12 protein-coding genes are annotated in these 12,298 nt (G+C 59.8%); 7 read left to right on the plus strand and 5 right to left on the minus strand.

All coding sequences use genetic code 11. The features are described from left to right. The coding region (locus tag ACP5EL_RS05955) for a hypothetical protein (RefSeq protein WP_428401578.1) at positions 1 to 370 on the plus strand (370 nt) is incomplete at its 5' end. Positions 371 to 395: 25 nt separating this feature from the next. Then, on the plus strand, positions 396 to 1,715 hold the full coding sequence (locus tag ACP5EL_RS05960) for a transglutaminase domain-containing protein (protein ID WP_428401579.1): 1,320 nt from the start codon (positions 396 to 398) through the stop codon (positions 1,713 to 1,715). Positions 1,716 to 1,756: 41 nt separating this feature from the next. Here ACP5EL_RS05960 and ACP5EL_RS05965 read toward each other — a convergent pair whose 3' ends face one another. Next, positions 1,757 to 2,581: a mechanosensitive ion channel family protein gene (locus ACP5EL_RS05965; RefSeq protein WP_428401580.1), complete on the minus strand. Its 825-nt coding sequence runs from the start codon at positions 2,579 to 2,581 to the stop codon at positions 1,757 to 1,759. A 226-nt stretch (positions 2,582 to 2,807) separates the two neighbouring features. On the opposite strand from ACP5EL_RS05965, the gene ACP5EL_RS05970 reads away from it, so the two are divergent. The 3 genes from ACP5EL_RS05970 to ACP5EL_RS05980 all read left to right on the plus strand — a co-directional run bounded on the left by ACP5EL_RS05970 (position 2,808) and on the right by ACP5EL_RS05980 (position 4,432). Next, entirely contained in the window at positions 2,808 to 3,446 is a 639-nt protein-coding gene (locus ACP5EL_RS05970) for an MBL fold metallo-hydrolase (RefSeq protein WP_428401581.1), read from the plus strand. 34 nt (positions 3,447 to 3,480) lie between these two features. Continuing rightward, the gene (locus tag ACP5EL_RS05975; protein WP_428401583.1) at positions 3,481 to 4,242 is read left to right on the plus strand and encodes a histone deacetylase family protein; all 762 of its coding nucleotides are present in this window, start codon (positions 3,481 to 3,483) and stop codon (positions 4,240 to 4,242) included. Positions 4,243 to 4,309: 67 nt separating this feature from the next. Further along, positions 4,310 to 4,432 carry a desulfoferrodoxin FeS4 iron-binding domain-containing protein gene (locus ACP5EL_RS05980; protein WP_428401584.1) on the plus strand — a complete coding sequence of 41 codons (123 nt, stop codon included), beginning with the start codon at positions 4,310 to 4,312 and terminating at the stop codon, positions 4,430 to 4,432. Between the two features lie 244 nt (positions 4,433 to 4,676). Here ACP5EL_RS05980 and ACP5EL_RS05985 read toward each other — a convergent pair whose 3' ends face one another. The 4 genes from ACP5EL_RS05985 to alaS all read right to left on the minus strand — a co-directional run bounded on the left by ACP5EL_RS05985 (position 4,677) and on the right by alaS (position 10,970). Further along, positions 4,677 to 5,462 (minus strand): ABC transporter ATP-binding protein, encoded by a 786-nt coding sequence (locus ACP5EL_RS05985; RefSeq protein ID WP_428401585.1) that lies wholly within the window; start codon positions 5,460 to 5,462, stop codon positions 4,677 to 4,679. After that, the gene (locus ACP5EL_RS05990; protein ID WP_428401586.1) at positions 5,456 to 6,529 is read right to left on the minus strand and encodes a FecCD family ABC transporter permease; all 1,074 of its coding nucleotides are present in this window, start codon (positions 6,527 to 6,529) and stop codon (positions 5,456 to 5,458) included. The genes ACP5EL_RS05985 and ACP5EL_RS05990 overlap by 7 nt, the downstream gene beginning before the upstream one ends. A gap of 545 nt (positions 6,530 to 7,074) precedes the next feature. Next, complete coding sequence (locus ACP5EL_RS05995) at positions 7,075 to 7,977, minus strand: hypothetical protein (RefSeq protein WP_428401587.1); 903 nt, start codon at positions 7,975 to 7,977, stop codon at positions 7,075 to 7,077. A gap of 221 nt (positions 7,978 to 8,198) precedes the next feature. Next, the gene (alaS, locus tag ACP5EL_RS06000; protein WP_428401594.1) at positions 8,199 to 10,970 is read right to left on the minus strand and encodes an alanine--tRNA ligase; all 2,772 of its coding nucleotides are present in this window, start codon (positions 10,968 to 10,970) and stop codon (positions 8,199 to 8,201) included. A 173-nt stretch (positions 10,971 to 11,143) separates the two neighbouring features. Between alaS and ACP5EL_RS06005 the strand changes: the two genes are divergently transcribed. Together ACP5EL_RS06005 and ACP5EL_RS06010 are read left to right on the plus strand one after the other, a co-directional pair. Then, complete coding sequence (locus tag ACP5EL_RS06005; protein ID WP_428401588.1) at positions 11,144 to 11,398, plus strand: DUF504 domain-containing protein; 255 nt, start codon at positions 11,144 to 11,146, stop codon at positions 11,396 to 11,398. Then, positions 11,395 to 12,298, plus strand: a 904-nt coding sequence (locus ACP5EL_RS06010) for a methyltransferase (RefSeq protein WP_428401589.1), incomplete at its 3' end; no start/stop codon positions are given. The genes ACP5EL_RS06005 and ACP5EL_RS06010, both read left to right, overlap by 4 nt.

The raw sequence follows: 12,298 nt of genomic DNA on the forward strand, positions 1-12,298 counted from the left end.
CGAGCGGCAGAGGGTGATCCTGGACGGGGGAAACAGGGCTGCGAAGATCGAGATCGCCGGCCGTGGCGAGTTCGGTATCGTGAATTTGGGTACGGAGAGGCTTCTCGCCGAGGCGGCCCTGGCAACGAAGGGTTATAGCAGAATGAACTCGTCGGAGTGGACGATAGGGGGCGAGGCCGGAGTTCTGGGGGTGGGGGAGGATGAGGACCACCAGATCCTCTACGTCGCCATCTTCTGGCCCGGCCAGGTCCAAACGGAGGAGGGGCGAATGCTGGGGATGACCAGGTGCGAGATCGAATCGAGCTTCTGGTGGGATACGACCGAAAGGCTCCTCGACACAATAAAGGTGGAGAGGAGAGATGGGAGCTGAAGAGGGCTGAAGTTCGAGGTACGATATGAGACTGCTCTGGATGGTGGTTCTGATCCTCGCCCATCTTCTCCTGGTGGTGGCCGGGGCCGAGGAGGTGAGCGTCCGCTGCGAGATCGACGATCATGCCCTCAGCGCCCCGGCCGAGGCGGAGTCGTCTATTGAAGATCTCGCCCGATATCTCTCTGGGCTGGCCAAGAGCGACGAGGAGAGGGCGCGGGCCATCTACCGGTGGATCGGCGCCAACATCCGCTACGACGTCGCAGGGACGACGGGGCCCCGTAGGTGCCGGACCCCCGAGGAGGTGCTGGCGGAGAAGAGGGGGGTCTGCAGCGGGTACAGCGCCCTCTTCTCCAGCCTCTGTGAGCACTCCGGCCTTGAGGTGGTGGTGATCAGAGGCCACGCCAAGGGTTACGGATACTCCGTCGGCTCACAGATACCCGAAGAGACGAACCACGCCTGGAACGCCGTCCTGATAGATGGAGAGTGGCGCCTCGTCGACTCCACCTGGGGCGCGGGCGCCGTGGACCCCGAGGAGGGCTTCGTCCAGAGGTTTGAGGATTTCTACTTCCTCACCCCGCCCGAGGAGCTGGTGTGGACCCACCTCCCCGAAGATCCGAGCTGGCAGCTTCTGGACTCGCCGATGTCGAAGGAGGAGTTTGAGGGGCTGGCCTACGCAAAGCCCCCCTTCTTCAAGAATGAGATGAGGATAGAAAGCCCCCTCGAGGGCACCATCCGCGCCGACGAGGGGGCGAAGGTCACCCTCTCCGCCCCTGAGGACGTGGGCGTCACGGCCGAGCTCCTCGACGAGAGGGGTCGGAAGCTTCCCCAGCGCTTCACCCTGGTCCGGCGGTCGAAAGACGAGGTCGTCGTCAGGGCCGCCTGCCCCGGCCCCGGAGACCACATCCTCAGGATCTACTCCGAGAGGGGCGATGCTGGGGAGGGGGCGGCCTACGACTGGACCCTCGACTATCGGCTGGTGGCCGGGCCAAAGGCCCGGGCCCAGACCGGTTTTCCCCTGATCTGGGACGCGTTCTGGGATCTAGGCCTGGAAGTTGAGAGCCATCCCCAGGGGGTGATCGTCACAGGGTCCGAGCTTGAGGTGGTGATCTCGGTCCCCCAGGACGTCCACCTGCTGGCGAGGCTCCTGGACGAGGAGGGGCAGAAGATCCCCGAGGATCGAACCGTCACCTCGAGGATGGATGACGAATATATCGTCAGGGTCTCTTTCCCCAGGGCCGGAGACTACATCCTCAGGATCTATGCGAAGCGAGGGGGCGGGCCGGCGGGAGAGTACACCTCCGTCATCGAGTACGCCGTCGTGGCCGAGGCCGGAGTCGAGGCATGAGATCTCCCCCCGGCGGAAGCGGCTCTGGCGACCCTATTATTTTATGAGGATGCCCACTTGTCCAGGTGGACGTCCATCTGCGGGAAGGGTATCTCTACCCCTTGCGTGTTGTAGGCGTCGAAGATCTCCCTGGTCAGGTCTCCCTTCACCGTCCAGTAGTTCCCGGTATTGGTCCAGGCGAAGAGGGTGATGTTCACCGAGGAGTCGGCGAGCTCGGAGACGACCACCGAAGGCTCTGGGGCCTCCAGGACGAGGGGATGGTCTCTCATGACCTTCATGGCTACGGATATCGCCTTCTCCAGATCGCCGGAGTACGATGTTCCCACTTTGATGTCTACCCGTCGGGTATCCATCCGGGTGTAGTTGGTGATGGGCGATCCCCAGACGCTCTTGTTGGGGATGGTGATGAACTTGTTATCCGGGGTGAGCAGCTCTGTGGACAGCATACCCACCCCCTTGATGGAGCCGCTGTGCCCGGCCACTTCGACGTAATCGGAGACTTTGAACGGCCTTATCGCCGTGAGCCAGACTCCAGCGAAGAAGCTGGTCATGGTGTCCTGCATGCCGAATCCCAGCACCAAGCCTACGACCGCCGATAGACCCAGCACCACCGAAGAGGTGTCGAAGCCCAGAACGCTGGCGGCCGCCAGCACCACCACCACATACAACAGGATGGTGGCGAGCCGGGTTAGAAACTCCACCATCAGGTCGGGCAGCTTGCTCTTCTTCAGCCCCCTCGCCAGCACACTTCCGATCATCTTGACTAAAACCAGTCCCACCAGCAGCACGATGACGGCAGTCAGCAGGTCCCAGTAGCTGAATCCCAGCAGGGGTATCGTCTCCCCCAGCGTCTCCTGCAATCCCAAATCGATCTCCTCCAGAATATATGTTTATTAGGCAGGCCTAATAAAAATGTCGCCCAAACTAATTTGTACATAAATATAAAACGTCCAATGAACGACCATATCCTCCCGATCCCCTCAGCTTTCCCCCTCGCTCCCATCGGCAGGAGGTCAGGTTTTTTGGGGACAAGCCTTATCGCCGTCCCGCACGAAGATTATCCTCTGAAGCTGACTGGAGAGGGATTTCGCCATGAGAGTCACCATAATCTACGACAACACCTCCCTTCGAGGGGACCTGATAGCCGACTGGGGCTTCTCCGCCCTGGTCGAGGCGAGAGGGAAGAGGGTCCTCTTCGACACCGGGGCACGGGGAGACATACTTCTCGAGAACATGGAGGCCCTGGGCCTGGACCCGAGATCGATCGAGGAGGTCTTCATATCCCATCCTCACGCCGATCATATGGGAGGGCTCTCCGACCTTCTGAGAATAAAACCCGCCAGGGTGGTGGTTCCTCGCTCCTCTCCCGCCCCTGGGAACGCGGAGGTTCTGAGGGTTGCAGAACCCCAAGAGATCCATCCCGGGATATACTCCACCGGAGAGCTGGCGGGCATAGAGCAGTCGATGGCCATCGACTCCGGCATGGGGATCGTGGTCATCTCGGGATGCGCCCACCCCGGCGCGGGAAGGATCCTAAAGGTCGCCTCCGGGTTCGGAGAGGTGAAGGGGCTGATCGGCGGGCTTCATGGATTCTCAGACCTCGACCTGCTGGAGGACCTGGATCTGATCTGCCCCGCCCACTGCACCCGTCACATATCCGCGATCCTGGAGAGATTTCCGGATAAGAGCCTCGCGGGCGGGGCCGGAAGGGTGATAGAGATCGCAGATTAGCCCAGAATTTGTCGCCTGCAGAAGAGGTCGAGCCATGAAGATAGTCTATTCCAAAAAGTTCGAGGAGCGGTATCACACCAACCCGGTGGAGAACCCGGACCGGGCGAGGTTAGCGGCAGAGGAGCTGAAAGGGCGCGAGTTTGTAGAGCCCTCCCCTGCCACCCTGGAGGACGTATTGAGGGTCCACAGCAGAGGCCACATCGAGATGGTGAGGAGGAGGGGGATGGAGAAGCCGGCCCTCCTCGCCGCCGGAGGCGCCTCTCTCGCCGCAGAGCTGGCCCTGGCGGGGGAGCCGGCCTTCGCCCTGATCCGGCCTCCGGGCCACCACGCCTCCAGCGACCACGCCTGGGGGATGTGCTACTTCAACAACATGGCGGTGGCCGTAAGAAAGATCGAGGAGGAGGCTGGGAAGGTGCTGGTAATCGATATCGATCTTCACTATGGCGATGGAACGGTCAGCATATTTCGGTGGGATGATAAGGTGAAGACGGTGAACATCGGAGCCATCGAGATGGGGTTTGATTACCTCAATCTCGATAGCGCGGGATATGTCGACCAGGTGGAGAGGGCGGTTGACGCCCACAACTTCGACCTCGTCGCGGTCTCCGCAGGGTTCGACACCTATGTGAAGGACTGGGGGGGGCTTCTCGACCTCGATGACTATCGGGAGATCGGCAGGATCATCAGGGAGGGGGCGGAGGAGAAGGGCAGAGGAAGACGGTTTGCCGTCCTGGAGGGAGGGTACCACCCCGATCTCGGGCTCTGCGTCAAGAACTTCGTAGAGGGGTTTGAGTGAGGCTCTACGCCTGCAAAAGAGACTTAAAGTAAAAAGCACCAAACTTGGAGGTCAGAGGTGATATGATATGACCAAGGTGAGCGAGATATACAGATGTGAGGTCTGCGGCAACGTGGTCGAGGTCAAGGAGGCTGGTGCTGGCCAGCTGGTCTGCTGCGGAAAGCCGATGGTCCTGATAGAAAAGGCGTGACGGGTCAGCAATATATATTTTTTCTGATCTCCAATCATTTGTAGCAATTGAGGCGAAAAGTTTATTACTAAATAAGATGTAGTTTAAGTGACGTGCGTGAAAACCCGTTTCGTGACCTTCAGAGAACCGCGCTCGTCGCCAAAAGGCAGCAAATACGGCAACAGCCTTCCTGATCCGGGGTGGCGGAGCAGATGGGGAAAAGCTCCCCTGAGGCTCTGACGCCCCCTTTTCTTCTGCCTCTAATTCAGACCGCCTCGCCATTCAACGATCTGATGGGCACGACATAAGGACGATCCAGATCCCTCATCACCACCGCCTCGACCCCGAATATCGCCCTGATGTTCTCCTGCGTCAACAGAGTCGAAGGATCTCCCATGGCATGGACCACCCCCTTCTTCAGCATGACCAGGCTGTCGGAGTACCTCGCCGCCAGATTCAGGTCGTGGATCGCCATCACCGCCGATATCTCCGTCTTCTTGACGATCGATCTCACCGTATCCAGAGCTTCGAGCTGGTGTTTGACGTCCAGATTGCTGGTCGGCTCATCCAGGAGGAGGACCTCCGGCTCCTGGGCGAGGGCTCTCGCGATCAGAACCCGCTGCTTCTGGCCGCCCGAGAGCTCCGAGAAGTCCTTGAGGGCGAACTCCTCGACGGAGAGGAGCTTCATCACCTCCACGACCCGATCGATGTCCTCCTCGGCGACCCGCCAGCCCATGTGGGGCTTTCTGCCCATGAGGATGGTATCGAAGACGGTGGTGGTGAGGACGCTGGTGGTGGACTGGGGTACGTACCCAATGTACCTGGCCACCTCCTGACGGCTCAGGCTCTGGAGGTCCCGGCCGCCGTTGAGAAGTATCGACCCCTTCGGCTTGAGGATACGGTCGATGCACTTGATCATGGTGGTCTTGCCCGATCCGTTGGGGCCGACCAGGCTCAGAACCTCCGAGTCGCCGACCAACAGGTTCAGGTCCTCGAGGATCTTGCGGCTCCCGTAGCTGAAGGAGAGATCCTTGATCGTTATCTTTACCAATACTCCTTCCTCCTTTTCAAGAACAGGTAGATGAAGAATGGAACTCCGAGAAATGAGGTCATGATCCCCACCGGCAGTATCACCGGAGCCATGATCGTCCGGGCGACGGTGTCGGCCGCGAGGAGTATCAGGGCCCCGACCAGCCCCGAGGCTGGCAGGAGGAACCTGTGATCGCCCCCCACCACCATCCTGGTGATGTGGGGCGCTACAAGGCCGATGAACCCTATCGTCCCGGTGAAGCAGATTATGCTCGCGGTGATGAGGGATGCCAGCATCATGCAGACTATCCTCACCAGCTCGACGTTCACCCCCAGGCTCTTCGCCGTCTCGTCCCCTGCACCGAGGGCGTTTATGTCCCAGGAGAAGGCCATCAGGATCAGAGTGCAGGCGACGGTCACAAGGGCGATGATCGCGACCTTGTCCCAAGAGGACCTGCCAAGGCTGCCCATCATCCAGAATACGACCTCGTGGACCTCTTCGGACTCGCCGACGTACTGGAGAAATGAGGTCATGGCGGAAAATAGGTACATGATCGCGATCCCCGCCAGGATCATAGTCTCCGGGGTGATCCCCTTGTACTTGGCGAGACCGTAGACGGTGAAGGAGGCGAGCATGGTGAAGACGAAGGCGTTTCCGACGATCAGATACTGGCCGCTGACGAAGCCCGCGCCCAGGATGATGGCCAGGGAAGCACCGAAGGTGGCGGCCGAGGCTATCCCCAGGGTGAAGGGGCTTGCCAGCGGGTTTTTGAGGATCCCCTGCATGGCACTTCCCGCGACCGCGAGCCCCATTCCGGCGAAGATGCCCATCAGGACCCGGTGCAGGCGGAGCTGCCAGACGATGGTATCTATGAATTCGGTGGTAGAAAAGGTCCCTGGAAAGAAGCGGGCGAAGATCGCAGAGTAGACCTCGACGGGGGTGATCTTCGCGGATCCCAGGGTCGCCGCTACCCCCGCCAAGACCAAGATGCCGGCGAGGGAGAGGAGGATGAAGAGGACTTTTCTGCCCACGAACTGGCTGTACTCCTCTTTAAGCTCCGAAGTTTCGACTGCAACTTCGGGTGACATCTTATCAGCTCTGCTCATAAGCTTGATCCAATTTAAGTTTAATTTGTCACACCTACTGCCTGGAGATGCCGGTGTGATAAAGGCATCTCCAGGCAGTAGATCCCATCCAGTCCGCCTCCGGGACCAATTGAGGTGCTCACCGACGGAGGCAGAGGTCGTCGAGGACCAAGGATCAACCGGCTTTTGTCGGGATATGCTCCGCCTCCAAAGCGAGACCAAAGTTAACACTAATTGCACATTTTTGTTATTATATTCTCCAATTTAATCATATCAATTATACACAATATCGCCGATAAACTGATTAATTAATAAGTATTTTGGTCAAAATAAGATGAATGCCATTCGCGAGGCCCAGATCGACGATATCGATGCCCATATCTCTCCCACCCCGATAAAGCCCCGTCGTCGTGGGATGGAGATATTCGGGAGGGTAGGAGGTGGGTGGAGTCGATAAGAAGACCAAAATCAAAGAGGGGAGGCAAAACGCCGGAGATCAATAAAAGCCATCATGGGCTTGGGGGCCGCATAGTGCGGCCTCCAAAAGATCAGAGAGTGGGAAAGCCCTTACGTTTCTTCAGCGCCTCGATGGCCTCCAAGTTGGCGTACATCTGCTCTTTATTGGAATCGGATGCTACCTCTCGGATCTGCTCTGTCTGGCTTATCTCGCCATCGACCTCTGAGGGAGCTCCATCCTGAGCAGAAGCCGCGTCTAGAGCTGCTGCCGCTTCGACCTCCTCATCACCGGCGCAGTAGCCGGGCCAGAGAGGCGAGCTGCTCTCGCTGACGTTTATCTGGAGAGATTCGGGGAAATAGGCCAGGGCTTCCTCGGTCACGTTCTGGTCGATGAATATCGCAGAGACGGTCTGATTCGATGGCTGGTAGGCGACCAAGGCGAAGTTGTCCAACGGGGGTGGTGCTTGGCCCCAGATGGCAGGTCGGTCGCTGACGTTCAAGGGTGCTGGGTTGTAGGCGGTCTGATTCAGCCCAGGGTTATAACCCTCGATGGCGGACTTCAGACCTGTGGCGTTCAGCTCTCCTCCAGGGAGATCGCATGGATATAGAAGTAAGATCCATACGATGCTCTCGTTGAAGAGGAAAGATGCAGCCACGTATCTTCCTTCGGTGTAATTTTCCTCATATAGCGATTCAGCCTCAACCACAACTCCCGAGGGGACGGCGAAGCTGAGTTCTGCATAGTCTTTCAAATTAGCCCCTATCCCGGTGAAGTTTTCATCCTGGGCTACCGCCGGCGTGAAAGCCAATAGACACAGTAGCAGGCATCCGAAGAACGCCTTCAGCCCTCGAGGGGCTGATCTGCAAGCCATAATCGCGATTTTCATCCAAATACACCTCATAACCACGTTTAACCGAGCCGAGCCGCTTTGGGCTATTATCCCGTCAATTCCTCTGGCGGTCCAGACCAGCAGATTCTCCTCGATCTCCCCCAACCCTTCCCCTGCGGGTAACCCGCGTCTTCAGCTCTTCTTCGGCGGGATCTCAGATCAAGCAAAAGCACGCATCTCTCCAGATGGGCGGTGATGGTCTGAGTGCAGGCTACAACTGGCACCCTGTATTTCTGTATTCATGTATTTCTGTATTCATTTTTTGTCTAGTCGCATCCCAGTATTATATTTAACGCCTCACCTGGAAGGTCCAATTAAAAAGATTCTCAGGCCCTTGAGGAGTTTGAGGAAGCTCGAACCCTCGCCAGGCCCGCCCCCAAAGCCTCCGAGAGCTTCTCCGCCCGTGGGCCGCCTCCTTGCGCGATCTCGGGCTTTCCTCCGCCCCCGCCGCCGACGACCTTGGTTGCTGCCCTGACGATCTCGCCTGCCTTCAGGCCTTTTGCCAAACCCGTCTTTCCCACGGCGGCGACGATCTTCGCTCCACCCTTCTCGCTTCCCAGGATGGCGACGTAGTCCTTCCCCGAGATCATCGACGCCGCCTTGATCAACTCCTCGACGTCGGCGTTCTCGACGATCTCTACGATCGCCTTCAGGCCACCGACCTCTACGGCTTTGGACGTGAGTCCCTCCATCTGAGCCCGGGCCAGGTCCTCCTTCAGCCGGGCCGTCTCCTTCCGCAGGTCCTTCCACTCCTCGAAGAAACGGGTGGCGGTCTTGGGGAGCTGCTCGGGCGGGACGCTCAGGATCTCCGAGGCTCCGAAGAGGAGGTCGTCTCTCTCCTGCCCCCTCAGGACCGCGGCCTCTCCAGCCGCAAACTCGATCCTCTCCACCCCGTCCTGGACCCTCTCGGTCCGCAGGACCTTTATGGGCCCGACCATTCCCGTATTGGCGCAGTGGGTCCCAGCGCAGGCCTCAACGTCGGTCCCGACCTGGACGACCCGGATGGACTTTCCTGGGGGAACGCCCCCCTGGTAGAGCTCGAAGCCGAACCTCTTCTCCGCCTCGGACCGGTCCAGCCAGCCGGTGGATATGGGGACGTTCTCCATCACCGTCCTGTTGGCGAGAAGCTCTATCTCCTTCAGCTCTTCGCGAGATATCCGCTTGTGGTGGGAGATGTCGAGGCGGGCCCTGTCCTCCGACTTCTGGGCACCCGCCTGCCAGATGTGGCTTCCCAGTACTTTCTTCGCCGAGTCGTGGATGATATGGGCTGCGGTATGGTGTCTTGCGTGGGCGAGCCTGCGCGTCATATCGATCTCGCCCTCGATTGAGTCGCCCGGCACGATCTCGGCGGCGGCCTCTGCCGACTCTTCCTCAGCGATTCTGTGGAGGACGACCGCACCCGCCGACGTGACGTCGACGACCCGAAAGGCCTTCGACCCCTTCCTGATCAGGCCGTGATCTCCTGGCTGGCCGCCCCCTTCGGGGTAGAAGAGGGTCTGATCCAGGATCACGTTCCCGTCGACGACCTCGAGGACCCGGGCCGAAAATTTCCTCTCGAAGGGCCTCTCGTAGAAGATCCGCCGGGTCTCGGGAAAGTCGATCGTCACCCCTTCTCGCTCCTCCTTCTCGGACTTGATGTGGGTGCTCGCCACCCGCGAGTAGAAGTTGTCGGGAAGATCGACCTCCACCCCTGCCTCGGAGGCTGCATCCTTGGCGATCTCGGGCGGGATGCCATGGGAGTCGTAGAGGGAGATCATCTCCGAGAGGGGGATCTTCTCGCCCCTCTTCCCGTAGCCCTCGGCGATCCTCTTCACCAGTCGGCGGCCCTTATCCAGGGTCTCGGCGTACCTCCCCTCCTCCTGGTCGAGGATCTCGACGATGGTCCCGAGCCTCTCCGCGAGGTCGGCGTAGTCGAGCCGAGAGAGCTGCATCGAGACGAGCTCGGATAGGGGGACCTCGATCGAGAGGTCCTTCATCTGCCGCAGGGTCCTCCGGATGACCAGCCTTGCCAGGTAGCCGGCCTTGACGTTGGAGGGGATGATCCCGTCGCCGAGCATGTAGGCGAGACACCGGGTGTGGTCTGAGACGGCGTAGATCCGCTCAATGGGGGTTATTATCTCGTCGAGCTCCTCTGCCGAGATCCCGATGTCCGAGGCGATCCTCGCCCGCAGCTCCCGGAGGCTCGCGTCCTCCAGGTCCACCATCCCCGCCAGCCGGGCGTTCGCAGCCAAGATGCGAGCCCGCTCTTCGTCGGAGACCGAGGAGTCCAGGCCCGCAAGCTCTGAAATGTGAGCCACGACCTCGGGGAAGATGGCGTCATAGATGGTGGGCGAGCCCTTGCTGGCCCAGACGAACCTCTCCAGGCCGTAGCCGGTATCGACGATGTAGTTCTCCATCTTTGAATACCGCTCGCCCTTGATCTCGTACTCGCCGCGGGGCGAGAGCTTCATGTCCATGAAGACGAGGGTGGCAAGCTCCAGGCCCCCCATCATCACCTCGACGCTGGGGCCGGCGTTTCCGCCCCCCGCCCAGGGAGACTCCTTGTAGGTGACTGCCAGGGGGTCTGCGCCCAAGCCGAGAAGTAGCTCGTCGCAGAGGGCGACCGTCCTCTCCTTCCAGTAGATCTCCCGCTCGGGGGTGTTGAAGACGTGGTGGGCCATCATCTCGAAGGTGGTGAGGTGGCGGCCGCTCCTTCCCACGGAGTCGAGGTCGTCGAGCCTGATGCAGGGCTGGGAGACGGTGAGGGGGTTTGCGGGCGGGGGGACGAGCCCGGAGGTGATGAAGGGCTGGAAGTCGGCGATGGAGGCTATGGTGAGGTAGATGTCGTCTCTCCACCGGGCGATCACAGGGTACCTCTTGATCCGGGTGTGGCCCTTCTCCTCGAAGAAGGAGAGGTAGTGCTCGCGCATCTCGTCCAGCTCGATCTCTCGCTTGAAGACCGGGGAACCGATGAAGGTGTAGGGGTCGCAGGGAGGGTCTCCGCAGGTGGTCCTGGCCGGGTCTCTGGTCCAGAAACGGCCGCCGCACTTCTCGCAGGTCTTGCGGATGAAGCCCTCCTCCTTGAAGAAGTCCAGATTGTAAGCGTCCTCGGGGAACATGTCGATCAAGTCCGATGTAAAGGGAATGGGAGGACGAAAGGCCCGGTTCCCTAAAAGGCTTTCTCAAGGGCTGGTGAAAAATAGGAGGAGCAAAAGAGAGAGGGTGGAGAAGAGAAAGAGGACAAGAGAACGAGGAGACGAGAAAAAGGAGAAGAGAACGAGGGGATCTGATTTTGGCGGATTTCGAGCCGGAGGGAAGACACCCTCGGCATATCTTAAACGAGATCAAGTGGCGGGGCCTGGATATGGAGAAGTGCGAGATCGACGTCCTCCACCGGGGAGCGCCCGGTGACAGGATCACCATCAGGGGGAGCGAGATCTCTCTCGGACGGTCCTTCTTCTCTTTCGGCGAGACGATGATACCCTACCACCGTATTCTCCGAGTCAGGTACGACGGGAGGACGGTCTTTTCGAGGGAAGAGAGATGAGCCCCGAAATCAGGCCCGAACCTCTGGACTTTGATCTCAGCTTCGTCGAGCTTTATGAGCTGGTCATAGCGCCGATCAAGACCAGGCTCATGTTGACCGCCATAGAGCTCTCCGTCTTCGATCTGCTCATCGAGCCAGGATCTTCCGAGGATGTGGCGGAGATCCTCGGCGCCCACCCTGAGAAGACCAGGATCTTCCTCGACGGCCTTGCGGCCTTCGACCTTCTGGAGAAGAGGGGCGGCCTTTATTCGAACTCTTCCCTCGCCGGGACCTTCCTCGTCGAGACGAGCCCCACCTTCGTGGGCAATTTTCTCGCGGAGCAGTGGCGGTATATTGAGCCGGTTTTGGACGATCTTTTGGGTCTGGTCACGAAGGGGCCACAGGAGTTGAAAGGCGGGCTTGAAAGGGAATCAGAAGACGAGACTGCCCGATGGGCCGCGGCCGTCGCCAACTACGAGCGGTCTGGGATCGCCTCCATGGTGGCAGGATTGATGGGGGAGCTCCCGGAGTTTAGGTCCTTCAGGAAGATGCTGGACCTGGGCGGAGGGCCAGGGCTCATCGGGATGGCGGTGGTGGCATCTCATCCGACCATGAGGGGCGTCATCTTCGACCTTCCGCCGGTGGCGAAGCTGGCCGAGAAGTTCATCTCTGAGGCTGGGATGGAGGACCGGATGGAGGTAGTCTCGGGCGACATCTGCTTTGAACCCATCGGCGAAAAATACGACCTCATCCTCGCCTCCGCCTCTCTTTACTCCTGCAAGGGGGATCTCGACTCGGTGATGGAGAAGGTCCACGCCGCCCTCAACTCAGGAGGGGTCTTCGCGAGCCTCCACGAGGGGCTCACCTGCGAGATGACCAAGCCCGAGATTATGAAGCTGGGGTGGCTGCCCGCAGAGCTTC

Source organism: Methanocrinis sp., from assembly GCF_049974945.1.
Lineage (GTDB): Archaea > Halobacteriota > Methanosarcinia > Methanotrichales > Methanotrichaceae > Methanocrinis.